Raw genomic sequence first — 25,078 nt, 5'->3', positions numbered from 1 at the left:
GCATGCTACTATCGTATTACAGTGGAATCACCTGTAAAAACAACGGGAGTTTTTACAGTGGATAATTCCAGGCGCGGCTCCAGTTTTTCGATGCTGATGGCAGTAGCGAAAATATCAGGAGTAGCTGTAGTAGTATTATTTTCCATAACAATGCGGTTTTACTAGATATTGGTGCGCTTACTCTGTTAAAGGGTTTTCAGCTTGCCCCCTGTTTTTATTCTACCGGCCGGTGAGAATGTATATTTAATCCGAATACTTGCTGGAGATTGTCCGTTTCCAGTATTGTAGAACGAATATCAGCAAACTGGAAAATGTGTAAAAAACTGTTATGTGAAATGGCTTTTGCCCGATGTAAAACTGTTAAAACCGTTACAAACGGACATAAAAAAAGGTTTTCGCTATGCGAAAACCTTGTAAAATAAATTATCGTGGTTACCATCCACCACCTCCGCCGCCACCGCCGCCGCCGCCGGAACTGCCTCCCCCACTGCTACCACTGCTCCAGCTGCTGCTACCACTACTGCTGCTGCCACTGCTGCCGGAGTTTGGGTTGGTACCGGCGCTGGTGAGCGACCGGTTAAAGGAAGAAGGAAACGATGTTACAACAACCATATAAGAACGGTCACCTTCATACCACTCAGGGTTATACCCGGCCGTAGCTAACACTGCTTCAAACTTTCGTCCCCACGCACTTTCCAGATCCAGTGCCACAGCGTACGGCAACAACTGTTCAAACAATTCCGGTGTGCGCCCGGGCGGGGTTAATATATTTAATCTACGCTCCTCCGCTGTTTCCAGATACATGCGGAAGCCCGCAATGGCTGCTTTGGCCTCCGCCCCTTTTTCGGTATAAGCAGGAATGAGTATCCAGAAAATGGCATAAGCCACCATAACTACCAGCAGTAATACTATAGACAGCGTTGGTAATCCCTTAAACAAGTACACCAGCACCATAGAACAGGTACCTATAAATGGCAGGGAAAACAATATAAGAAAAATGCCTGCCGCCTTGCTTTTACTTCTCAGACTACGGATACCAAAAATGAGCATACTTGTAAACCCGGCCCAGAATGGCAACACAAACAGCATGGGCAGCATCACCTGCCAGCCTTCTGTAAGCACCAGAAACACAAGCAGCCACACCAGCAAACGCCAGGTACCCTGCCACCAGGCTTTCCAGTTAGCTGTGTAATAATCTTTTATATCTATCTGCTCCTTCACCGATTTTTCAAAAGCCTTCCACGCTTTATCAAATTTGTGATAGTTTCCGTCTGTAGTGCGTACCGGTTTACCTGAGCCCAGCAACGGTGTATACGCCGCTTCTTCTTCCGCCGTCAGCACTTCCTTGCCGGCAGTACCTTTTGCCAGGCGGTATATGTACTTACTATCCTCATCTTCTTTAATAACAAGGGCTTTTTTCACCCCCATATGTATAAAGGCAGCAGTATACCCTTTGGTATCCACAGCTTTTTTATACACGTAACGTATTACTGCGGGCGACCAGCCATATGGCGGTGTAAACGTGGGTACTACCACCTGTTCCCGGGCATCGCGCCCCACTTTGTTCCATTTGCGGTAAAAGAAAACCAGCAGGTATACCAGGCCCGCCAGCCCGAATGCTGTTCCCGCCTGCTCCTTCAAACGCTCCCAAAAGCCGGGCGGCGGCGGTCGTTGTATTAATCCTGCCTGCCAGGCTACCGCAGCAGTAAGCCCCTCATTGGGGGCCAGCGCCTTATTGCTGTAAAACACAGGTGTGCCATCTGCATCAGGCTGCATAGTACAGTCGCTGGCGGTAGAGCCACTCTCCCCCGTGTAACAGGCGCTCTGTTTTAACACCGCACCGGGCGGCATGTGAAGCCGGGCCGATGCTCCCTGTATTTCATACGCCCATTCGTTACCAGTAATATTCCAGTACAGCTCATCGTAATTATCAAAAAAGCCTACATGGCCCCTGCTGGTATACGTAATGGTGTAGGTGTATTTGCCTGGCTGCAGGTATACATCGCTGCTGCCGCAGTAAATTACCAGGTTGCCATCTTTATCCTCCGTATGATAGCTTTCGGTTTCTCCATCGCGCAGCACTTCTTTTACTTCAATATCAATACGTTGCTTCCGGCCGCTCCGCTCCTTGCGAAACAGCGGAATACTGCGGAAAATACCGCGCCGTATCTGATCCTGATTGGCATATACCCGTATGGTTTCGGTTATGGTAACCCAACCGGTGGTATCTATGCCTATGTCGGAATGGAAAAAGAGAATGCGTTCGGTAGTGTTGTCATCTGTAGTATCGCCATACACATGCTCCGGTGTAACAGCGGGCCGCTGCGGGCCGGCAACAGCATCATCAGCAATGTCCTGGGCATGGGTAGCGGCGCACACCAGTAGTGCGCACAGGAATAAAAGCTTTTTCATGGGTATGGTTATCAGAAGCTAACCCGCGGAGCTTCGCGGTGGGTGATATTGTCTATTTCAAAGAATACACCTTTCTTAAAACCAGCGGTGTTGGCAATAATGTTGGAAGGAAAGGTTTCCACCAGTACATTATTATCGCGCACGGTAGCATTGTAATACCGGCGGGCACGCTCCAGTTCAGTTTCTATTGCACCAATATCGGTTTGCAGCTGCTGAAAATTAGCACTGGCCTTTAAGTCGGGATAATTCTCCGCCACGGCAAACAGATTACCAATGGCACGGGTAACCGCCTGCTCTGTTACCTGCTTTTCTGCCACACTGCCGGTTTGCATAGCGCGTGTACGCAGGGCGGTTACCTCCTGCAACAGCCTGGTTTCATGGGCGGCATAACCTTTTACGGTTTCCACCAGATTGGGCAGCAGATCGTACCGCTTCTTCAGCAATACATCAATGCCGCTCCAGCCCTCTTCCATATAAGTGCGGCCGCGTACCAGGCGGTTGTACAGGCTTACCACCCATATAAGCAGTAATACCAGTACGCCTGCAATAATCCAGGTTGTATATTCCATAGTGCTTGTTTCAATTGTAAAATGCTGATGCCAGCCTGCGGCAAATATGCTGCCATTTTATAATTTATTCCTGTGGCAGCTGAATCATACAACGCTCATTCTTCAGCACTTCTATCATCTCACGCTGCTCTACTTCCGATTTCAGGCGGACTTCCTTTTTCCGGTAATACTTCTTCAGCTCTTTCTTGTGCAGGGCTTCAAAAAAGCGGCGCACCTCCTGCTGGTTCTGCAGCAGCAGCCCCGGCACCTCAGTGGGCTTATGTTCGTCATCCATTGCCACCATGGTAAAATAGCTGGTATTGGTGTGCTTTACTACTTTGGTTTTAATGTTCTCGGCCATTACTTTAATGCCTACTACCAGCGAGCTGCGGCCAACGTAGTTAACGGATGCATACAAACTCACCATTTCACCCACTTCTACCGATGCCAGAAAGTCTACCGTTTCAATAGATGCCGTTACACAATAGGCCTCCGCATGTTTTACCGCACACACATAGGCCACCTTATCCATCAGCGACAATATATGCCCGCCATGTATTTTACCACCGAAATTAGAATAAGAAGGAATCATCAGTTCGGCCAGAACGGTAGCCGATGCGGATACGGGCTTGAAGTTGCTCATACAAACGTAATTGGTTGAAAAGGAACGCCAAAGTACTGATTATTCTTCAATACCCAGCGCCGTCCATTCATCCACCACCTCCCAGAAAGGCAGTTCGTACTCCGGTTCTTCCTGCGAATACCATAGAATGGCTTCTTCACCGGTGTTCTCTTTTTCCAGATCCAGCACCAGGTAATCCCCCATCCCGTTTTTAAAGAAACCATAGCTGGTTTCCAGGTTCAGCTCCAGGTCTTCATCCAGCTCTTCCAGTATAGGCCACGCTTTATCGCTCAGCTTCAGCAGCGATTGCAAAGGCACCAGCCCCATGTTGCCACTGGAAGAATAATAAAATCCGTTATGGAGCGTTTCGTAAAACCGCTGTAACGCAGCAGGCAATTGCTGCCAGTGTGCCTGCAGGTACGGGCTGCGGGCAGAAAGTTGCGGAAAGCCCCCTTCGTAGTAATACACCACTCCGTCTTTATTACGGATAGCGTACAATAGCAACAGCTGGCCCTTGTGCAGCAACAGAAACACATCTGTCAGATGCGTATTCAGATGGGTTATTACCCGGCTGAATTCTCTGCCACAGGTATGCTGCCATAAACTGATGAGTTTGTTTTTTCTGATAGTAATGTCTTCCGCCCCCAGTATGCTCATCCACTGTTCAGGAATCTGCTCTTTTTGTAAAGCGTCTTCGCTGTTAAAGGGTATCATGTCAATGTCGGGCCGGAACTTGCGCAGGTATTCGAGTATATCGTTCATAAGAGTGGTTGTGATAAAAATCAACACCGGAAAATTACGGATTGGTATAGGCAACAGGCCGGGGAAAAACTAGTATAAACCTGTGATTTTCATGACTTAAACACCGTTAAAAATCACGCCTGTATCTAAGGCTGCCTGTGGCCACTGCGGGGAAAGTGGCAATACAGCACGTCTGGCTGGCGGGTGAACACGGCAGAACAGCAGTTGGGGGTACTGCGGCAACCGGAAAGATGGCACACCCAGGGATACATAATATGTATATAAAGCCATACCGGTAAGGCCGGTGCGCTGTTTCGCGCTCTTTTGTAAACGCGGATAAGCACGGCTGGCTGCAGGTAAAACAGGCCTGCTGTTATTATGGTTATGTTTTGTAGCAGCTACACGCATACCTGCACCCGATACACGTTTGTTTTTATGAATACCTGTATCGCTACATGTATTCTGCGGCGCTTCGTTAATCAGCAACTCTGCCAGCATAATCAGTGCATCTGCCTGTAACTGCGCTTCTATTACCGCCACCGCATGCCCCTGTTTCAGCATTTGTATAGCGGTACCGGTAAGCTGACGGCGGTGGGTAATAGTACGCTTACCCTTTGGCAGGGTTTTATACACCGCACAAGCCAGCGGCGAAGCCTGTTGCAGCAAAGCAGCTGCACGGCGGGTACCGGCAAACTCAGGCGCCGTTTTTACCCTTTTGCTGCTAAGCGGGTTACTGATACGGGCATACCCCTTCCCGTTCATTTCATAGAAACAAACATTGTCGATAGTACCCTTAACAATATAACTTCCGCATTGCTTTGCCATACACGCCCCTATTTCACTTCTAATTTACGAATAAAACAGGCGGATTGTTAGGAAGGAGGCAATAAAAAAGGCTTAGTTAACAACCTTTTACAAAGCCATTAACACCATTCTGCGCTTTAACCCGCCAGCTGTACCGAACCGGTACTGATGCTATCCCCCGGCAAACATCCGCGTAAGGGCCAGGTTTCACATACGCCAACCGTTGGCTCCTCACTACTAATTCGCTCCTTAATACCCACTACTCCCCACTATACTCCATGCCAACCCGTACCTTCCCCCATAGATGCTTCATAGCTCCTCCGTAGATACCTGTACTATCCTCCGTACATCCTCCATACATGCTATATACCAACTCCTACCCATAAGCATACTTAAAGCGCACAACAAAAAAGCCTGCCTCCAAAAAGGAAGCAGGCCCATATAGAATAACGTAAACGAAAAATTTATTGTGAATAGAAGAAACGGGAACGGTTCACCTTCAGATCACGCAGGATACCCGATTTAGGGTTCAATACAATACTGAACGATTTGAAAACACCTACCGGGGTAATATTGATACTCATCTGCCAGCAGTGCATCTCGCGGCTGATGAACATGGTAAGCGTTTGTATGGAATTGGTGCGGATATCGTAATAAGCACTACCCCCCATTTTCCATTTGGGCGTAAGGCTGAAGTCGCCGTTTACGTTTAAACTGCTGTTGATCTGGGTGTAAAAGCCTTTGTAATCCGGACGCAGCAGCCGCGAAAAGTTAACAGACAACGAGGTTTGCACGTTCCAGGGAATATTGAAATCCACAAACTCCGATGGGTTGCTACGCACATAATCCAGCTGACGTTGCTGCTCATCGGGTGTCATAGTTGGGTCGTTAGGCATACGTTGGTTATCGGCACGGTCATCCGTTTTCTTACTCTGGAAAGAGGAGGAAAGAGAAAGTGAACCGCTGGAAATACGCCCCAGCTTACCTTGCTTCCACAACAAACGGTTAATACGGTTGCCGGTAGAATCCACATCATACGGGTCCAGCGAGGTGCTACCGGTAATATTCACCTTCTCAAACAAGGTGGTACGGAAAGCAATAGCCACAGGCGACCATTTCAGTGTGTCGGCAAAAAAGTTATAACCGGTATTAAAACTCAATCCATCAATCAGCTTAATCTTCCGGGTAGGCTCTTCACCTGTAGAATCCTTGTTGTTCTTCACCTTCATTTCAAACAGGTTATCAAACCCGAAGTTGAAGCCACCAAAAGTACCCTGGCCAAAACCGCCCACCGGGCTGCCATCGAAACGGGAAACCAGTGTTTTCCGGCCATCATAGCTTACCTGCACGGTATCATAAAACTGCTTTACCAGATCGGGCTTATAGTTGATGCTGAAAGTAGGTTTTATTTCATGGCGCAGCTTGCTGGTTTTACCCAGGTTGAACGTACCAAAAATACGGGTGTTGGTACTCATGCCAAACGTAACCTCACGGGCAGTAAAAAAGCCCCGTTTAACGGTAGTAACTACCGTATCTTCTATACCAGGAGCAGGCTGTCCCCATTTTCTTTCGAAGTACTGTCCGTACCATTTTTCTGCATAGGAAACCGAAGGCGAAAACAGCAATGGCCCTACCGCAGGCAGGGTTAAAGTGATAGGTATATTGTGCGACATGCCCCATTGTGCTGTATCCAGAAACTTGCGGAAACTGAAAGCAGAGTCGTAAAACGACAACTGGTTTAAAGCACTACCGGTATAGCTGATACCCAGTTTCTCGTACCATTTGGGAGTACCGATAGCTTCTTTCTTTTGAAAAGGATAAAAGGTAGTAGCCGTAAACGCCAGTGTAGGCAGTGTAACGTTTATTAAACGCGTGCTGTTGTTCTGGTTGTGGTTGGCGCTGGCCGTCAGGTTGTACTTGCCATTATTCCAGGTTTTGCTGTACGTAATAGACGAGCTCATCTGGTTCTGGAAGTTCTGCACCGCGTTATTGGGTACATAACTGTTATACTTGGTACTACCGGCGTTTACGCTGGCAGAGAAGCTGGTACCGGGGCGCGCCCTGGTATCGCTGCTATGGCTCCAGTTTAACTGAAAGCTGGTATTCTTGGTAAACTCCTGCCCGGTACCGGCACCGGTATTGAGTATTTTGGTGCTGAGAATATTCAGGTTAAGGTTACCGGTATATTTATACCGCTTCATGTACTTGGAGTTGAAGTACGCCGCCCAGCCACCGTAACTATATATATTGGTACGGGTGGTTAAATCCCAGTTATCATTAATTACTTTATAATAGCCTAAGCCTTCCAGACCCAGCCCATAACTCTGGTTGCTGGTAAATTGCGGCGGCAGCAGACCCGAATGGCGGCCTTTGGCCAGCGGGAATATACCAAATGGAATAGCCACCGGCATAGGCACCCCTTCAAACTCCGGGAAGGCAGGCCCCGATACCGCAAACTTGTTATTGATAATCTTTACCCGTTTGGTACGGAAATCAAAGTGCGGCGTATCCAGATTACAGGTGGTAAAACGCGCGCGGTACCCGTAGGATACATCTTTATCTATCTTTTTCAGCTTATCGGCATGCACATACATCTCCCCTTCCTGGTAGTAAGAGTTTTTGGTAACACCCCGGCCTGATTTAATATTATATCGTATGGTATCACTGATGGCCTTGCTTTCCCCCTCGGTAAACGTGGGCAGGTTCAGCGGATTATTTGAGGTATCTTTTCCACCATATGCCTCCAGTACCTGCTTGTTCTGATCGTAGTGAATTACGTTGGCTTCTACTTTTAAGGAAGTATAGTTTACCGTGGCTTTACCATAGAGAAAGAACTGACGGGAAGGTATCTTAATAATGGCAGAGTCTTCTGCAGTATAGTCTATCGGTGCATCCAGCGAATCCTGCGACATGGTAAGCGTATCCACTTTAGGCACGCGACGGGTGCTGTCGCCCTTTAAAAAGCTGGTATCGCCCGGGTTCATCAATGTATCAATACGCAGTTTTGGCACAGTATCTGAAACTCTGCCGGTGGTATCATTCATGCGTCTTGCAGGCCTGCGGTTGTTCTGTGCGCTAGCTTCAAACGTAGTAAAAAACAATAGCAGCAGTACAGACAAGGCTGTAATATAATTTACCCTAACTTTACAACGTTTGCTCATAACTTGGTGGTGACAAAAATAGGGGTTAATTATAAACGAGTTGTGAAGAATACCCTAAACAAGGACGAATATGTTTAAAAAGGCAGAACGGTTATTACTATTGATTTTCCCGGCTGTATTCATGGTGTCGTTTACGCCACTGCGTACAGAGCCGGCAATCTTTGCACGTCAGCAACTTAAGACCATTATTATAGATGCCGGACACGGATTACCCGACCCCGGTGCTGAAGGTGACGAAACCAATGAAGCCGCTATTACCCTTGCCGTAGCCCTGAAAGCCGGTAAATTACTGGAGGAAGCCCTGCCCGATTGTAAAATTGTTTACACCCGTACAGGCCCCGGACTGCCCGGCGGACTACAGGATTTACGTGAGGCCAACCGCCTGCGCGCCAAAATGGCCAACGAAGCACACGGCGACCTTTTTATTTCTATCCACTGCAACAGCGCCGGCCCCAACTACCGCACTAAGGTAACCGGTTATACCACTCAGACGTATTACGTTAAAAGTGGTAAGAAAAAGGTAAAGAAAACCCGCAAAGTACCTATTGTAAAGAGATACAAAGTGCCCGGCACCACCGAAGGCACCGAAACCTATATTTGGGCAGCAGGTAAAAACGACCTGAAAAAGCAGTTTGTAGGTTCCGGACAGGGAGAAGAGGAAGAAGAGTTTGGGGAGAAAACAGACAGCAACTACCACTATTTCTCTTCTGCAGAAGCCAAAATTATGGCCTCGCTGCGTACCCGTAAATACTTTGACAACAGCCTTACCATAGCCAGCTTTGTGGAGGAGGAGTTTGTAAAAACAGGCCGCCCCAGCAGAGGTGTGAAACAACGCGACTGGGAAGCCATATGGGTATTACAGGCTACTGCCATGCCCAGTATTTTAATTGAAACCGGCTTTATCTCCACCCCTGCCGAAGAAGAATACCTCAACAGCGCAGAAGGGCAGAAAGAAGTCAGCAACGTTATTAAAAACGCAGTACTCCGCTATAAAGCGCATCTGGAAAGATAATCGTTAAAACAGAGGGTTAAAAGCTTTAACACTCCCGGCCATTTTGCAGGGGGCGTGTTATCTTTATTGCGCATCAGCATAGTAGCATGAAAAAAATTGTTGTATTTGGGGTGGCGTGGCTGTTTTGCACCTCCTTTATCACTTTGAAAGATCCGGAAAACGACGTACCTCCGCAGCGTCGTGCCCTTCACACTATTATTATAGACGCCGGACACGGCGGCAGAGATGAAGGTGCGCCCGGAGCGTATTCCTTTGAAAAGAATATTTGTTTGGCTATAGCCCTGAAGCTGCAGCAGAAAATGGCGGAAGAACTGCCGGAGATTAACGTGGTAATGACCCGTACTACCGACAGCTACCCTTCCCTGTACGAACGTGCCGATCTGGCCAACCGTTCCAAAGGCGATCTTTTCCTTTCCATACACTGTAACAGCGCCGATCCGCATCGCGAGCGTGAATTGCTGGGTTACAAAACCGAAACCTATTATAAAGGCAAGGGCAAAAACCGGAAAAAGTATACCCGTAAGGTACCCAACTACCGTTACTATACCGTACCCAGTACCGCTAAAGGCACCGAAACCTATATATGGGCCGCGCATAAAAACGAAGCCAAGGAAGTAGCTATGCGCGAAAATGAATCGCTTTACATGGATAGCGCTACCACTGCCCAGATGAAGGATTTTGACCCGGAATCGCCCCAGAAACGCATCCTGTATACACTGAAAACCAGACAATATTTCGATCGCAGCGCCAGCTTAGCGCTTACCGTGGAAGACGAATTCAGTAAGGTAGGCCGCATCAGCCGCGAGGCCCGGCAGCGCCAGGTAGGAATATGGGTACTGCAGGCTACAGCTATGCCCAGCATTCTTATCGAAACCGGCTATATTTCCAACCCCGAAGAAGAAGAATACCTGAACAGTGAAAAAGGACAGAACGAAATAGTGGATGTGATTATAAAATCGCTGAAAAGATACCGTTATTCACTGGAAAACAGGCTTATTCCACCCGCTGCTGCTACATTAGCGGCTGATACCGCGGTGGGCACTATACCACCTGCGGCAGTGGATTCTACGGAGGCGGCAACACCGGCTTCCAACTAAATTAACAGGCTCCTTTCAAGGCAGTTATAAATATCCCTTACTTTTGCTCCGGTGCAGGGGGCTGAAATGGCATAGATAGGATGTGCGGCACAATGATTGATTAATTGAGGATATAAAACAACAATAACCCGGATGAAAGTCGCAAATGAAACCAAGATTGGAGCGCTAACTGTAGTTGCCATAGCATTACTGGTATTAGGATTTAATTTTTTGAAAGGAAAGAGTCTCTTTAAGTCAGGCAACTATCTCTACGCGCGCTTCACCAACACCAAAGGCGTTTTGTCCTCCAACCCCGTTATGATTAACGGCTATCAGGTAGGTTCTGTATCCGATATAGAAGCAGCCGATAACAGCCTCCGCGAGATTATTGTGGAAATGAAACTGAACGGCCCTTATAATATTCCCGACAACTCTGTAGCTGTTATTAACGGCAACCCACTGGGAAGCGCCAATATTGAAATAAATCTGGGTAACTCCACCAACTTCCTCGCCAACGGCGCTACGGTTAAAAGCAATAACGACGCGGTAGGCGTGCTGGGCGAACTGACCGCCAAGGTAGGCCCGGTAGCAGATCAGCTGCAACATACACTGGCCAGCCTGGATACGGTGTTAAACAACGTAAATACCGTTCTTGACCCCAATACCAAAGGCAACCTGCAGGATGTGGTGAAAAACCTGAGCAGGGCTACCGGTAATTTTGTTACCACTTCTGCCTCGCTGGACAAACTGCTGAACAGCGAAACAGGTGCTATTACCCAATCGCTTAACAACGTAAACAGCTTTACTAAAAACCTGGCCAGCAACAACGAAAAGCTGAACGGGGTAATGAATAATCTGGAAGAAACCACCAGCCACCTGGCCAAAGCCGATATTGACGGTGTGGTAAACAAATTACGCGCATCGGTAGAGCAACTGAACAGCGCTATGGTAAAACTGAACAGCACCGACGGCTCGCTGGGTGCCATGATTAACGATAAACAGTTATATAATAACCTTAACAATACAGTTCGCAGTCTGAACACCCTGATGGACGATCTTCGTGTTCACCCGAAAAGGTATGTGAGCTTCTCTGTTTTTGGTAAAAAAGACAAGGGCACACCTTTAACGGCGCCATTGCCGCAGGATACTACTACTATTAAAAAATAATGTATCGTTTAACAATACCTGTTTTATTCAGCCTGCTGGTTTGTACGGTAACCGCTACCGCACAGAACCAGAACCCGCAAGACACTACCACCGAAAAGAAAACGGTTACCATTATACATGGTGACCGTGTGGGCCAACGTACTACCGATTCGGCTACGTTTAAGATTCTGTCTGGTGATGTAAAATTGCTGCAGGGTAAAACACTTTTCTACGCAGACAGTGTTTCTATTAACGAAACCCGTAACATAGTGGAGGCTTTTGGCCGTGTACACATTAATGATAATGACAGTATACACACTTACTCTGATTATCTGCGGTACCTGCCCAAAGAGAAAAAGGCTTTTTTGAAAGATCATGTAAAGCTTACTGACGGCAAAGGCTCGCTTACCACCCCTACCCTGGATTATGACCTGCTTACCAAAATAGGCCAGTACACCCAGGGCGGAAAACTGGTAACAGACAGCAGCGTATTAACCAGCCAGGAAGGATACTATTATGGCGAAACGCGGGATGTGCTGTTTAAAAAGAGGGTAAAACTGGTTGACCCACAGAGCACGGTTACCACCGATACCCTTTGGTTTAACACGGCTACCCGTATAGCCACTTTTACGGTGCCTACCAAAATTGTAAACAAAGACAGTTCTAAAATAAATACGAGCAGCGGCTACTACGACTTTGCTAAAAAGAAAAGCGTATTTGGCCAACGCTCCGAGCTGCAGAGCGGCACCAGTACGCTGATAGCTGATGATATAGCCAACGATGAAGCCTCGGGTTTTGGCGAGGCGCGTGGTAATGCTATCTTCCGCGACACGGCAAAAGGCCTGGTATTGTTGGCCAATAACATGAAAACCAACCGTAAGGACGAAGCGGTGCTGGCCACCCAAAGCCCCGTAGCCATTATTAAACAGGGAGAAGATTCGACTTATTTTGCTGCAGACACCTTCTATTCAGCCAAACTTTCGCAGCTAATACTGGATCGCTATGTACCTAATGTACGTGACAGCGGCTACCTGAACGACTCTATTAAGCAGGTGCGTATTGTAAATAAAGACAGCAGCAGCGACCGTTTTCTGGAAGCATACTTTCATGTAAAGATATTTTCCGACTCTATGCAGGCAGTGTGCGACAGTATGTTCTACTCTATGAACGACAGCACCTTCCGTCTGTTCCGCGATCCTATTGTATGGGCCAAAAACAGTCAGATTACAGGCGATACACTTTATGTATTCACCGCCGGTAAAAAGCCGCAGCGCATGTTTGCCTTTGATAACTCGCTTATTATTAACAAGCCGGTAGCCAAAGACAATTTTTACAATCAGGTAAAGGGCCGTAATACCAATGCGTATTTCGATACTTCTGGTAATATCAACTTTACCCGTACACGCGGCAGCCAGGCAGAGTACGTATACTACCTGCTGGATGAGAATAACCGCTATATTGGTGTAAACAAATCATCTTCAGATATCATAGAAATGTACTTCCTGAACAGAGAGCCTGAAACGCTGAAACTGTTCAACGCCGTAAAAGCCAACACCTCGCCTATGGGTATGGTAGATCATGAGAATATTAAACTCAGAGGCTTTAAATGGCAGGAAGACCGTCGTCCGAAAACGAAATACGACCTGTTTGGCAACTAGCGATAATGGATGATTTATCTGCCATTGCGTATAAAAAGTACGCATACGGTTTTAGCAGCAGTACAGCACATTGCAAAAATATCCGTATTATTGGAGTCTTCAATATCCATCTTTTAAGCGGCGCCCGGCCATATACCGGACTAAAACGCTTTATGAAAAATACGCTTAAATAAAAGAAACTGGCTTATGCTGAAAAAGGAACGTCATGCTTACATCATGCAGCAAATCAACATCCACAACAAAATACTGTCGTCTGATTTGTGTGTGCAGCTGAACGTATCGGAAGATACCATCAGAAGAGATTTGCAGGAGCTGTCGGAGGAGAACAAGCTGATTAAAGTACACGGCGGCGCCCTGAGCAATTCGTTTCATTTCACGCTACAGAACAACGATATTTATTCCCTCTCTGAAAAAAGAATCATAGCCCATAAAGCTGTGCAGCTGATTCAGGACGGGATGTTTGTACTGTTATCCGGCGGTTCTACCATACGGGAGCTGGTAAAAGCCCTGCCGCCCGACCTCAATGCTACTTTTATTACCGTAAGCATACCCACCGCGCTGGAACTGCTGAGCCACCCGAATATAGAAGTGATATTTCTGGGCAATAAACTGCTGAAGAACGCACAGATAGCCGTAGGCGCCGAAGTGGTGCAGAAACTGAGTACCCTGAAGACCGACCTCTGCTTTCTGGGCACCAACAGCATAGACGTACAAAACGGCATCACCGATCTGGAATGGGAAGTAATTGAAGTGAAGAAAGCCATGATACAGGCTGCCCACAAAACCATCTCCCTGGCCATATCCGAAAAGCTGAACAGCGTACAACGCTTGCAGGTTTGCCCGCTGCCGGAACTGGATTTATTGATTACCGAGCTGCACCCGGATAACGAACTGCTGACTCCGTTCCGCGAAGCAGGCTTGAAGGTGATATAACTGACCTCCGATAATATTATAAGGTGTTGCTGTTGCAGGCAGCACCTTTTTTTGTTAACTTCCTTCCGTCTAACAACAACTCCTAACAAACTCTATCCGCCAACCTATATTCCCTTCCATTAAACTGCCAGGTAGCACTTAAGCATCAAACTACCCTTTCCCCAAAACTTAAACTTCTCTCTCAACTAACAACTACCAACTTCAAACTCCCAACTTTCAATCTCGCACCTTACCGCAAACACAACCTGCACAAGCAAGCCGCCACCTCCTTCCCGCCTTATTTCAGTTACGCTTTGCCGATTTTGCGGGTAAAGATGCTTCTTTATGCAGCTTTCTACTAACAAACGTTGTCATTTCCCTAAATAAACACTAATTTAACATTCAAATAACCGCAATCGGGAGTTATTAAGTACGTGAGCACCCATTTGAGCATGCTGGTTCACTCATATTTGTTATTGCTGCTTTTTGCGTTATCTGCCTCTATTCCTATGTAATTCCACCACTATTAAACAGGCACAAACAAACAAACTGATATGAGTAAAACTCTCTTGCAGGTAGTTCTGCATTTGGTACTGCTGCTTTTTACGGGCAAAGCATTCAGTCAGGAAGCAACCGTATCCGGCACCATTGTATCGGAAGAGGATAACGCCCCCCTGTCTGGTGTTACGGTAACCAACCAACGTAGCGGTAAAAAAACAGTTACCACCGCAGCCGGCTATTTTTCCATAGCTGCGCAACCTAAAGATGTGCTGGAGTTAACCTATGTAGGTTATGCCCGCAAAGAGTACACTGTAGGCGCCGAAACCAAAGTATCAATACGGCTGACTTCTAACAGAGAAAAGCTGGGTGATGTGGTAGTAACCGCCTACGGCATTAAAAGAGAAAAGAAATCGCTGGGCTACTCCACCCAGGTTGTAGCGGGTGAAGACATAGCCCAGACCAGACGCGAAAACTTTATTAACTCCCTCGCTGGACGTGTAGCAGGTGCAACCATTACCGCTACCTCAGGCACACCCGGAGCTTCTTCACAGATTGTACTGCGTGGTGCCACCTCTATTGGGGGTAACAACCAGCCACTGTTTGTGGTAGATGGTGTACCGTACGACAACCAGACCTTAAACCAGGAAGGTTTGATTGGCGGGCAGTCTGTAGCCTTTAACAACAGAAACTCAGACTATGGCAACCGTGCTATGGATATTAACCCGGAAGACATTGAAAGCCTTACCATATTAAAAGGCCCTGAAGCCACTGCGCTGTACGGCTCAGACGGCGCTTCCGGCGCTATTGTTATTACTACCAAAAAAGGGAAGTCAGGCAACGTATCTGTAGGCTACGACAACTCCTTCCGCTTTGAAAAAGTATACCGCTTTCCGGAAGTACAAACAGAATACACCCTGGGCCGCAATGGCGTTTACGACCCCAACGCAGTAGTAAACCCTTACGCCATTTTTGGTACAGGTGGTGGTATATCAGCAGCCTTTGGTCCGCGTATGCCCGCCGGTAAAACCACGTACGACAACGTAAGAAACTTTTTCAAAACCGGTTTTACCCAGCAACATAACCTGAACATAGAAGGTGGTAATGACATCTCTACCTATCGCTTTTCCACCAACTATATCAATCAGGACGGCGTGGTACCCAGAACAGGTTTTGACCGTGCTACCTTTAAACTTACAGGTTCTACCCGCTTAGGCAAGTTGCGCATCAGTTCTTTTATGAACTATGTTACCAGCACTACCAACAAAGCCACTAAAGGCTCCGGCGGTTACCTGCAGAACCTGTTATTATGGCCCGTGGATAACGATGTAAGAAACTACATGAACCCGGACGGCACCAAAGTAACCCTGCGCAACATCAGCACTTACTCGCTGGAATACGATAACCCGCTGTGGGACGTGAACAAAAACCCTTCTCAGGATAAAGTAGACCGCCTTACAGGGAATATGAATATGACCGCAGATGTAACGCCGTGGTTGAACCTGGGTGCTATATTCGGTATTGACTATTATACCCAGTATGGTTTCCTGGCCACACACCCACAGTCGCGCTATGGTTATGCCTCCAACGGTTTTTATTCGTTGTATACCCAAACCACCCGCAACTTCAGCAATACCTACCGTGCGGTGGTAAACAAAAAAACAGGCGACTTCTCCCACACTTTCACAGCAGGTTTCTACTTCGAAGACAACAAAACCAAGCTGGAATCACAAAAAGGAGAACGCTTTTACGAGAGAGATTTCTATTCCATCAATAACACCGATCCGCTGTCAAGAGACGCTAAAACCACCCTTACCAATATCAGAAAAGTACGCTTCTTTGGTAACCTGGTAGAAGGCTATAAAGGCTTCCTGTATTTATCATTAGCCGGTAGCCGTGAAGGTGTATCTACCTTTATGTCTCGCGTGGTAGATAAAGATCCGTTCTTTAACTACGGCTCTTCTTCCTTAAGCTTTGTGTTCTCCGATCTGCCGGGTGTTAAAACAGCACTGCCATGGCTCTCCTTTGGTAAGGCAAGAATATCTTACGCCACTACCGGTAAAGGCCCCTACGCGCCTTATGTAATTGACTACAAATTTGCCAACCAGATTACAACGGGCGGCGGCTATGCATATGATGTTACCGGCAACAACTTTACCCTGCAACCGGAAAGGTCTAAAAACCTGGAGTATGGTGTGGAGTTAGGTGCGTTTAACAACAGACTGAAAATGGATCTGGCTATTTACTCCCTCAGAAGCGACAAGCAACTGCTGGCTGCACGCGCTTCTTACGGCACCGGTTACGTTATCAAGTGGTTTAATGGTGGCGAGGTAGAGAACAGAGGTGTGGAAGTGCAACTGACTGCTATACCTGTTAAAACCAAAAATGTATACTGGGAAAGCACTATCAACTTTGATAGAAACGTAGGTAAGATTATATCTATGCCTGCTGACTTACCAACCTATTACGACTCTGATACCTGGGTATTTGGTAACCTGCGCTCGCAGTACTTTAAAGGCGCTAAAATAGGTAACCTGGCTGCCAACACGTACAAAAGAAACAATGCCGGACAGATACTGATTAACCCTGCATCGGGCCTGCCGGTAAGGGATGAAGGTTTTACTACCGTAGGTGACAGACAGCCCGCTTATAAGTTTGGCTGGTTAAACACCTTCAGCTATAAGAGCCTCACCCTTTCTATGAACCTGGATTTCCGCAGAGGTGGCAGTGTTTTCAACGGTACCGAGTTTCTGATGTACTTAACCGGTTACAGCAAGAAAACATTAAACAGAGACAAACCGCTGGTGGTAAATGGTGTGTTACAGGATGGCTTTGAAAATACGGCTACCCCAACCAAAAATACCATGGCTATTACCCCCCTCAACAACTCTGATTACTATATCAGCAGTGCAAACGCCGCTACTGCTACGGAAGAGGACTTTATTGAAAACGTGAACTGGATAAGAATGAGAGATGTAACGTTAAGTTACAGCCTGCCAAAGAGTCTGCTGGGTAAACAAAGAGTATTTAAGTCAGCCTCCGTATTCTTTACCGGAACCGACTTATTTATGATTACCAATTACTCCGGAGCAGACCCCAGCGTAAACGCCAACAATGCTGCTAACAGAGGTTTTGGTGGTGCCGGTATCGACTTCGGTTCTTTAAGCACCCCCAGAGGCTTCAACTTCGGATGCAGAGTTTCACTTTAAAACAAAAAGACAATGAGAAAGAATACATATATAGCTGCTTTTCTGCTGGGGCTTTCACTGGCAACCACCGGCTGTAAAAAATACCTTGATATAAACCAGGATCCGGACACGCCGCAAAACCCGGATGCTTCTTCCGTATTTCCTGCTATGCTGGCGGCTATACCCCGCGGCACCCAATATGACGCGCGTTATATTGGTAAATACATTCAGAACTTCTCTACCAATACTGCCAACAACGCGTGGGACATCCACAATTTTCAGGGCTACCCTACCGCTACTGACGTAGGTGGTGATATGTGGCGCCAGGTATATTTTGGACTGGGCGCCAACCTCAACTACATCATCAACGAAGGCACTAAGAAAAGACAATGGGATTATGTAGGCGCCGCTTATGCCCTGAAAGCCCTGATGTTTCAGATGTGTACCGATGAATATGGTGAAGTGATTTTTACAGAAGCGTTTAAAGAAAATACGTCGGTATTCAAGTATGACACCCAGCCGGATGTGTACAGAGGGGTAGATTCTTTGTGCCGCCTGGCCCTGGCCAATCTTCAGCGTACCGATCTTAACCCTGCCAGCTCACCACTGAGCAAAGGCGATTATATATACAACGGCAACACCGCCTTGTGGACTAAGTTTGTGAACGGCCTGCTGGCCCGCAACTTTCACAGAACAACCAACAAAGCATCTTACAACGCAGACTCTGTTCTTTATTACATAGACCGTTCCTTTGCTTCCGGCTCGGATGACTTTATGGTGCCTTTCGATGCCAGCAAAAACGACGACTCTAACTTCTTCGGCACGTACCGGGATAACCTGGGCACTTTCCGTCAGACCAAAATGATTGTAGGCTTGCTGGATGGTTCTCTGCTGGCAGGCAGCACCACCTTTAACAACCGCGACCCGCGGATTAAACATATGCTGTCTACCTCTACCGATACCACCAATGGTAACGGCGGCTACCGCGGTGTAGACCCCGGCGTAGGCGAAACCAACACGCTCAACTCAAGAACAGCTGTACCCTGGGGCGACTCACTGTATGCTAACCCAAGCTCTACCCGTTTTGACCCTACCAAAGGCAAATTTCTGTTTAAAGACCAGGTAGTATCTCCGGTAATGAGTTATGCAGAGTTACAGTTTATGAAAGCAGAAGCTGCATTTAAAACCAACAAAACACTGGCTTACGAATCTTACCTGAAAGGAATTAACGCACACTTCGATTTCATTAACCGCGCCACCTTCCCCAGAAGCAATAAGGTGATATTTAACGTAACACCTATTTCAGCGGTGGAAAGAGCCAATTATCTGGCAAGCGCCAACGTGAAGAAGTCTGGCGGCGACCTTACCATTACAGACATCATGCTGCAGAAATACATTGCACTGTGGGGCTGGGGCTTTTATGAAACATGGGTAGATATGCGCAGATACCACTATACCGATATAGATGGCACTACCGGCCAGGTGGTATACAAAGGCTTTGTAATACCTGCCTTGCCAGCTGGCAACAACGGCAAACTGGCCAACCGCATACGCCCCCGCTACAACTCGGAATACGTATGGAACCTGCCCGAACTGGAAAGAATAGGCGCATTGGCTCCAGACTATCATGTAAAAGAAATGTGGTTCAGTATTAAAGACTAATTCCAAACAGTAGTTATGAAAAGATTCAACAACATATACTTTGCAGGCTGTAGTTTTCTATTACTGCTTACAGCATGCACCAAGAATGAATTACATTCCGTAGAAGCCGTTGACCAGAGCAATCAGGCACAGGCTAAAGTAATGGTTTGTACCCCTTACAGAGGCAACCCGCTTTATCAGATTAAAGTAAACGGAACAAGGGTAAGTAATACCTTAGGTGCCACCACCAACCCAACTCCCTTTCCTGGTGGCGGATTAAACACCGGTGGCGGCAGCACATCTGATTATATAGCGCTTGCCCCTGGCAGTAACAAGGTAGATATTGTAATACCTAAAGCAGGTACCACTACCGACTCGCTGTTGCTGGCCACCAGCACCGTTACCCTGGATGCAGCGAAAAAGTACTCCCTGTTCTTTACAGACACAGCCGCCAACACAGCAGCTGTGCTGGTACAGGACAGCCTGGCCAGGCCTGATTCCGGTTATGCTAAATATGTATTTGTTAACCTGATTCCGGATGCTGCTGCGCTTGACCTGTATATTGGTACTGTAAAGGTGGCTACGGCTGTACCGTACAAAGGGGTAAGCACCTCGTTTGTACTACCTACCAATAATACCAGCACCGTATGGGGTATACGTACAGCAGGAGGTGCAACCAACCTGATTACTTATACCAGCGCCAGCTCCATTGGCAATCAGCGTATTTATACGGTTATTGCCAGAGGTTACGCAGGTATTACCACCGCATCAGATGTACGCTCCAGAAAAATAAGTTTGATTTATACCAGGTAAGAACCAGCTGAAGTATGTAACAACAGTTGTTTTAAGCCGGGCCTTTATAAAATGCCCCCGGATTCTATGATACCGGGGGCATTTTACATCTTGTATTGCTTTATACTAACCAAAACCGTGGGTTTGTTCTACAACGGTTCTTAACTGTCTCTGAAAACAGATGCTGATTCTGATTCTGTTTGCGGCTGCTTACACAGTGCCAGAGTTACTTTACTATATTTTGGAAGTCTTCTCCGGATGATTTAAACAACTTCTATAAGCGTGTGAGCGTACTCCGCGAGTACGCTGCAAGACTTACATAAGGGTGTGAGTGTACTACCCGGGTACGTTGCATGAGTTACATAATGGTGTGAGTGTACTCCCCGGGTGCGCTGTAAGAATTACACAAGGGCGTGAGTGTACTACACGGGTACATTGCATGAGTTACATAATGGCGTGAGTGTACTCCCCGGGTGCGCTGTAAGACCTACAACAAAGGTATGAGTGTACTACACGGGTAACTTACAAGACTTACACAAGGGAGTGAGTGTTCCCCAAGTGTGCTGCAAGAATTACGTAAGAGTGTTAGCGTACTTCGCGGGTACGTTGCAAGACTTGCATAAAGCTGCGAGCGTACACATCACGTGCGCTGTAAGACCTGCATAAGGCTATGAGTGTACTCATCAGGAGCGCTGCAAGACTTACACAAAGGAATGAGTGCACTCGCCAGGTACGCTGTAAGACGTGCATCAGGCTATGAACTTATCCCCCAGGTGCGCCGGCCAGAGTTACATAAAAGACGCTGGTTGTTCTCATGCACCATGCTAACATTCCACATTTGTGAGTCCTCAGATTCTTACTCCTCTGCCTTCCTCTTAAAAACCATACCTATAGAAAGCTCGTGCGAACCTGTCTGATACCGGCCTATACCATTGGTAGTAAAATCGTAAGAATAGCCAATACGCAGCTGATCTGTAGCAAAATACTCCACCATAACACTTAACGCGTTACTAATACCCAGATCTGTTTTAAGCGCTTCTTTACTCCACATTTTAAAACTGCTACGGTACGAAAGCCCTGTCCACACCTTCTGAGCCAGGAAAACCAGCACATTAAAATCTACGTTGGTAGGGCCTTTAAAGTCCTCCTTCAGCATAAAGGAAGGCTTCAACATAATACTTTCAGACACTTCCCACTCCGTGCCTGCAGTCAGATAAACGTGTCTGGTTTTACGTAAAGTGGTATAGGTAGTGTTATTGCCAAAGAACAACTTCTGCGAGCCGGCAATAGAAAACAGATCCATTACCGATAAACCATAGTAAGAATGCGGGGTGGTATAATATACCCCAAAACGCGCATCAGGCTTCCAGGTACTTACCTTTCCCAATGGAATATCCGGCTCATCAGCATCCAGATACTTATAATCTGTACCATCCAGTGCATACTGGTTAATACCAAAGCCAATACCCAATGCCAGTCTGCGGTCCTGGTCATACCCCAACGGAATGCGGTAGGCATAAGAACCGTATAGAGACATGGATGATTGTGGCCCCAGCTTATCCCATGTAATCTGGCCCCCTATACCAACACGCTCTTCCCGCGCGTTGGTAATACCATCCAGCGAAATAGTACCTGTTTTAGGGGCACCCGGCAACCCCGCCCATTGCTGCCGGTAGGTGGTGTTGAAATAAAGCGTTTCCTTATACCCCGCATAGGCAGGATTAACGCTTAACCCGTTAAAGACATACTGGCTAAACTGCACATCCTGCTGGGCTTCCGCCCTACCTGCTGTTGCCAGCGCCACCACCAGAATCATCACGCTTTTTCTCATAAGAGGAGATTTTCCTTTTCTTTATTTCAACACCTGTATATAACCTTTATAAGCCTGTTCGTTACCGCCGCTTATAATTTTCAATACATAATAGTACACACCTGCCGACAGCCCTGTTCCATCCCACCTGTTATCATAATTCTTAGAGCGGTATACCTCACTACCCCATCTGTTAAAGATGGCAATCTCCATACGGGAAGTAGTTGGTACACCCGGAATTACAAACCGGTCGTTCTTACCATTGCCATTCGGTGTAATCACGTTTGGAATCATGAACTTATCCGTCACCGCCATCGGTTCAATCGACGCTGTATTATTATTCGGATTCGGATCGTTCTCTGTAGCAATTACAGTAGCCGTATTGCGTAAAGTGCCCGCAGCAATTACCCCTACCCTGAACGACAGCTGAGCTGTTGAATCCATATGTAAGGAATCCATAACCCACTCTACTGTTTTTGTTACAGAGTTATAAGTAACCGTACCTTTTGAAGCCACGATAGAGTCCACACCATCCAGCATAGCAATCAACTGGTCATTTACCACAACATGGGATGCATCATCCGGTCCTTTATTGGTAGCCGTAATCACAAACTTCACACGCGATCCCACCGATACATTTTCAGACGCAATCAGCTTCTTGGTCAGCGCAATATCTGCCGATGCAGAGCTGCCATATTGAATAGTATTGGTACAGGTTGCACCGGTTGCCGCATCAATAACAGACACCACCACGTTACCCGCAGTTACCGCTCCTGAAGATGCCACACTGAAGGTTCCATCCGCCGCAGCCTGCGACTTAATCAAGGCCACCCCCGGATAAATCACCAGCACCGTAGCATTAGGAATAGTAACACCGGTAATCACCACATCACCGTTCGTCCTTCTCACCGGCGGATTCACCGTGAACACACCAATGATCTCACGCAGCGCAATGGACAGGTTTGCGTTACAACCCACAGAATCTTTCACCTGAACAAAGTATCCGCCCGCAGTAAGACCAGAAAGATCTTGTGTAGTTGGTCCATTGTTCCAGGTATAGGTGTAAGGCGCTGTACCGCCCATAACAGAAAGGTCTATCGAACCAGTTGCAGCACTATGACAATCAATATCCACTTTGGTAGCGCTCAGTACCAGTGCTTTTGGCTGTCCAACTATCACCTTCTGTTCTACCGCACAACCCAGTGAATTCATAGCGGTAATAGTATACTCACCCGCCTTCAGCCCATCGAACCGGCCACCAGACTGATAAGCGCCATTGTTCAGCGAGTATCTTAACGGCAACTCTGCCGAACCAATCACAGATCCATTCTCCTCTCTAAAACAACGAACATCCTTAGCAATCACCGTAAACTCAGGCACCGGATTCACCAGCACCGCCATCTGCGTATCAGCCGAACATCCTGCCGGAGTTGTAACTGTATAATGGATAATCGTTTGCCCTGGCGCTACACCTTTAGCCAGTCCCTGCTGATCTATAGAACAAATAGCGCTGTTATCTGATTTCCAGACACCACCTGCTGCCGCATTCCCCATTTGAACAGTGCCGTGTACGCATATTTCGTTTGCACCTGTTATTTCAGAGAGTTTGGGAAGGGCGTTTACCAGCACTTGGGCAGTATCCACACTTACACAACCTTTGGCAGTGGTTACAGTATAAGTGATAACCGCAGAACCAGCAGCTACACCACGAACTAATCCATCATTATCTACTGTAGCTACACTTACAGCACTGCTGCTCCATACACCAGTACCACCAGTGGAGCCGTTTGTCAGTGTAACCGTACTTCCGGCACATACCTCACGCGCGCCAACACTCTTCTCCATCTCTGGTAAAGCATTTACCAGCACGTGCGCAGTATCCACACTTACACAACCTTTAGCGGTGGTTACAGTATAAGTGATCACCGCGGAACCTGCAGATACACCACGAACTACACCACTATTATCCACTGTGGCTACACTTACAGCACTGCTGCTCCATACGCCAGTGCCACCAGTTGAGCCGTTTGTCAGCGTAACAGCACTTCCGGCACACACTTCACGCAGGCCAACACTCTTCTCCATCTCTGGTAAAGCATTTACCAGCACGTGAGCAGTATCCACACTTACACAACCTTTGGCAGTTGTTACAGTGTAAGTGATAACCGCAGAACCAGCAGATACACCACGAACTACACCATTATTATCTATTGTGGCTACACTTACAGGACTGCTGCTCCATACACCAGTACCACCAGTTGAGCCGTTGGTCAGCGTAACAGCGCTTCCGGCACATACCTCACGCAAGCCAACACTGTTCTCCATCTCTGGTAAAGCATTTACAGCTATATGAGCAGTATCCACACTTACACAACCTTTGGCGGTGGTTACAGTATAGGTAATCACTGCGTTACCAGCAGCTACACCACGAACTAATCCATTATTATCAACAGTGGCTACACCTACAGCACTGCTGCTCCATACGCCAACACCACCAGTTGAGCTGTTTGTCAGTGTAACCGTACTACCGGCACATACCTCACGCAAGCCAACACTCTTCTCCATCTCTGGTAAAGCATTTACCGCTATATGAGCAGTATCAACACTTAAACACCCTTTGGCAGTGGTTACAGTATAGGTAATCACTGTGTTACCAGCAGCTACACCACGAACTAATCCATTATTGTCTACTGTAGCAACACTTACAGCACTGCTGCTCCATACACCAGTACCACCAGTAGAGCCGTTTGTCAGTGTAACCGTACTTCCGGCACATACCTCACGCGCGCCAATACTCTTCTCCATCTCTGGTAAAGCATTTACAGTCATGCGGGCAGTATCCTGGCTTACACAACCTTTTGCGGTGGTTACAGTATAGGTAATCACTGCGTTACCAGCAACTACACCATGAACTAATCCATTATTATCTACTGTGGCTACAACAGTATTACTGCTGCTCCATACACCAGCACCCCCAGTTGAGCCGTTTGTCAGTGTAACAGAACTTCCGGCACATACCTCACGCAGGCCAACACTTTTCTCCATCTCTGGTAAAGC

The 25,078-nt window shown here is 47.3% G+C and carries 17 protein-coding genes; 8 read left to right on the top strand and 9 right to left on the bottom strand.

Going from position 1 to position 25,078, the window contains the following annotated elements:
• Positions 1-8 precede the first annotated feature (8 nt).
• The 7 genes from IEY13_RS13080 to IEY13_RS13050 form a co-directional block, all read right to left on the bottom strand.
• Positions 9-146, bottom strand: a complete 138-nt coding sequence (locus IEY13_RS13080) for a hypothetical protein (RefSeq protein ID WP_188952783.1) — start codon at positions 144-146, stop codon at positions 9-11.
• Between the two features lie 286 nt (positions 147-432).
• Positions 433-2,412 carry a DUF2207 domain-containing protein gene (locus IEY13_RS13075; RefSeq protein WP_188952781.1) on the bottom strand — a complete coding sequence of 660 codons (1,980 nt, stop codon included), beginning with the start codon at positions 2,410-2,412 and terminating at the stop codon, positions 433-435.
• A gap of 11 nt (positions 2,413-2,423) precedes the next feature.
• A complete protein-coding gene (locus IEY13_RS13070; RefSeq protein ID WP_188952779.1) occupies positions 2,424-2,981 on the bottom strand; it encodes a LemA family protein in 558 nt (185 codons plus the stop codon).
• Positions 2,982-3,045: 64 nt separating this feature from the next.
• Positions 3,046-3,603 (bottom strand): acyl-CoA thioesterase, encoded by a 558-nt coding sequence (locus tag IEY13_RS13065; protein ID WP_188952777.1) that lies wholly within the window; start codon positions 3,601-3,603, stop codon positions 3,046-3,048.
• Between the two features lie 39 nt (positions 3,604-3,642).
• Positions 3,643-4,344, bottom strand: a complete 702-nt coding sequence (locus IEY13_RS13060) for a hypothetical protein (RefSeq protein WP_188952775.1) — start codon at positions 4,342-4,344, stop codon at positions 3,643-3,645.
• 96 nt (positions 4,345-4,440) lie between these two features.
• Complete coding sequence (locus tag IEY13_RS13055) at positions 4,441-5,148, bottom strand: hypothetical protein (RefSeq protein WP_188952773.1); 708 nt, start codon at positions 5,146-5,148, stop codon at positions 4,441-4,443.
• Positions 5,149-5,591: 443 nt separating this feature from the next.
• Positions 5,592-8,288 (bottom strand): putative LPS assembly protein LptD, encoded by a 2,697-nt coding sequence (locus IEY13_RS13050; protein ID WP_188952772.1) that lies wholly within the window; start codon positions 8,286-8,288, stop codon positions 5,592-5,594.
• A 70-nt stretch (positions 8,289-8,358) separates the two neighbouring features.
• On the opposite strand from IEY13_RS13050, the gene IEY13_RS13045 reads away from it, so the two are divergent.
• The 8 genes from IEY13_RS13045 to IEY13_RS13010 all read left to right on the top strand — a co-directional run bounded on the left by IEY13_RS13045 (position 8,359) and on the right by IEY13_RS13010 (position 20,232).
• Positions 8,359-9,300 carry an N-acetylmuramoyl-L-alanine amidase family protein gene (locus IEY13_RS13045; RefSeq protein WP_188952770.1) on the top strand — a complete coding sequence of 314 codons (942 nt, stop codon included), beginning with the start codon at positions 8,359-8,361 and terminating at the stop codon, positions 9,298-9,300.
• A gap of 86 nt (positions 9,301-9,386) precedes the next feature.
• A complete protein-coding gene (locus IEY13_RS13040) occupies positions 9,387-10,397 on the top strand; it encodes an N-acetylmuramoyl-L-alanine amidase family protein (protein WP_188952768.1) in 1,011 nt (336 codons plus the stop codon).
• 132 nt (positions 10,398-10,529) lie between these two features.
• Complete coding sequence (locus IEY13_RS13035) at positions 10,530-11,543, top strand: MlaD family protein (protein WP_188952766.1); 1,014 nt, start codon at positions 10,530-10,532, stop codon at positions 11,541-11,543.
• Positions 11,543-13,180 carry an OstA-like protein gene (locus IEY13_RS13030; RefSeq protein ID WP_188952764.1) on the top strand — a complete coding sequence of 546 codons (1,638 nt, stop codon included), beginning with the start codon at positions 11,543-11,545 and terminating at the stop codon, positions 13,178-13,180. The genes IEY13_RS13035 and IEY13_RS13030 overlap by 1 nt, the downstream gene beginning before the upstream one ends.
• 186 nt (positions 13,181-13,366) lie before the next feature.
• Positions 13,367-14,113 (top strand): DeoR/GlpR family DNA-binding transcription regulator, encoded by a 747-nt coding sequence (locus IEY13_RS13025; protein ID WP_188952762.1) that lies wholly within the window; start codon positions 13,367-13,369, stop codon positions 14,111-14,113.
• A 533-nt stretch (positions 14,114-14,646) separates the two neighbouring features.
• Positions 14,647-17,799 (top strand): SusC/RagA family TonB-linked outer membrane protein, encoded by a 3,153-nt coding sequence (locus IEY13_RS13020; protein WP_188952760.1) that lies wholly within the window; start codon positions 14,647-14,649, stop codon positions 17,797-17,799.
• Between the two features lie 12 nt (positions 17,800-17,811).
• The gene (locus tag IEY13_RS13015) at positions 17,812-19,440 is read left to right on the top strand and encodes a SusD/RagB family nutrient-binding outer membrane lipoprotein (RefSeq protein ID WP_188952758.1); all 1,629 of its coding nucleotides are present in this window, start codon (positions 17,812-17,814) and stop codon (positions 19,438-19,440) included.
• Positions 19,441-19,455: 15 nt separating this feature from the next.
• Positions 19,456-20,232 carry a DUF4397 domain-containing protein gene (locus tag IEY13_RS13010; protein WP_188952756.1) on the top strand — a complete coding sequence of 259 codons (777 nt, stop codon included), beginning with the start codon at positions 19,456-19,458 and terminating at the stop codon, positions 20,230-20,232.
• 835 nt (positions 20,233-21,067) lie between these two features.
• On the opposite strand, the gene IEY13_RS13005 is transcribed toward IEY13_RS13010, so the two are convergent.
• On the bottom strand, positions 21,068-22,042 hold the full coding sequence (locus IEY13_RS13005; protein WP_188952754.1) for a PorP/SprF family type IX secretion system membrane protein: 975 nt from the start codon (positions 22,040-22,042) through the stop codon (positions 21,068-21,070).
• A 21-nt stretch (positions 22,043-22,063) separates the two neighbouring features.
• Positions 22,064-25,078: Ig-like domain-containing protein (locus IEY13_RS13000; protein ID WP_188952752.1), on the bottom strand; the 3,015-nt coding region annotated here is incomplete at its 5' end.

Source organism: Filimonas zeae (assembly GCF_014641615.1).
GTDB lineage: Bacteria > Bacteroidota > Bacteroidia > Chitinophagales > Chitinophagaceae > Filimonas > Filimonas zeae.
The sequence above is the reverse complement of the archived record's forward strand: the minus strand, read 5'-3'. Positions and strand labels throughout refer to the sequence as shown.

What these genes read in the sequence shown, in the direction of transcription:
- IEY13_RS13080 (WP_188952783.1), bottom strand. Translation starts at nt 146, where the DNA reads ATGGAAAATAATACTACTACAGCTACTCCTGATATTTTCGCTACTGCC.
- IEY13_RS13075 (WP_188952781.1), bottom strand. Translation starts at nt 2,412, where the DNA reads ATGAAAAAGCTTTTATTCCTGTGCGCACTACTGGTGTGCGCCGCTACC.
- IEY13_RS13070 (WP_188952779.1), bottom strand. Translation starts at nt 2,981, where the DNA reads ATGGAATATACAACCTGGATTATTGCAGGCGTACTGGTATTACTGCTT.
- IEY13_RS13065 (WP_188952777.1), bottom strand. Translation starts at nt 3,603, where the DNA reads ATGAGCAACTTCAAGCCCGTATCCGCATCGGCTACCGTTCTGGCCGAA.
- IEY13_RS13060 (WP_188952775.1), bottom strand. Translation starts at nt 4,344, where the DNA reads ATGAACGATATACTCGAATACCTGCGCAAGTTCCGGCCCGACATTGAC.
- IEY13_RS13055 (WP_188952773.1), bottom strand. Translation starts at nt 5,148, where the DNA reads ATGGCAAAGCAATGCGGAAGTTATATTGTTAAGGGTACTATCGACAAT.
- IEY13_RS13050 (WP_188952772.1), bottom strand. Translation starts at nt 8,288, where the DNA reads ATGAGCAAACGTTGTAAAGTTAGGGTAAATTATATTACAGCCTTGTCT.
- IEY13_RS13045 (WP_188952770.1), top strand. Translation starts at nt 8,359, where the DNA reads ATGTTTAAAAAGGCAGAACGGTTATTACTATTGATTTTCCCGGCTGTA.
- IEY13_RS13040 (WP_188952768.1), top strand. Translation starts at nt 9,387, where the DNA reads ATGAAAAAAATTGTTGTATTTGGGGTGGCGTGGCTGTTTTGCACCTCC.
- IEY13_RS13035 (WP_188952766.1), top strand. Translation starts at nt 10,530, where the DNA reads ATGAAAGTCGCAAATGAAACCAAGATTGGAGCGCTAACTGTAGTTGCC.
- IEY13_RS13030 (WP_188952764.1), top strand. Translation starts at nt 11,543, where the DNA reads ATGTATCGTTTAACAATACCTGTTTTATTCAGCCTGCTGGTTTGTACG.
- IEY13_RS13025 (WP_188952762.1), top strand. Translation starts at nt 13,367, where the DNA reads ATGCTGAAAAAGGAACGTCATGCTTACATCATGCAGCAAATCAACATC.
- IEY13_RS13020 (WP_188952760.1), top strand. Translation starts at nt 14,647, where the DNA reads ATGAGTAAAACTCTCTTGCAGGTAGTTCTGCATTTGGTACTGCTGCTT.
- IEY13_RS13015 (WP_188952758.1), top strand. Translation starts at nt 17,812, where the DNA reads ATGAGAAAGAATACATATATAGCTGCTTTTCTGCTGGGGCTTTCACTG.
- IEY13_RS13010 (WP_188952756.1), top strand. Translation starts at nt 19,456, where the DNA reads ATGAAAAGATTCAACAACATATACTTTGCAGGCTGTAGTTTTCTATTA.
- IEY13_RS13005 (WP_188952754.1), bottom strand. Translation starts at nt 22,042, where the DNA reads ATGAGAAAAAGCGTGATGATTCTGGTGGTGGCGCTGGCAACAGCAGGT.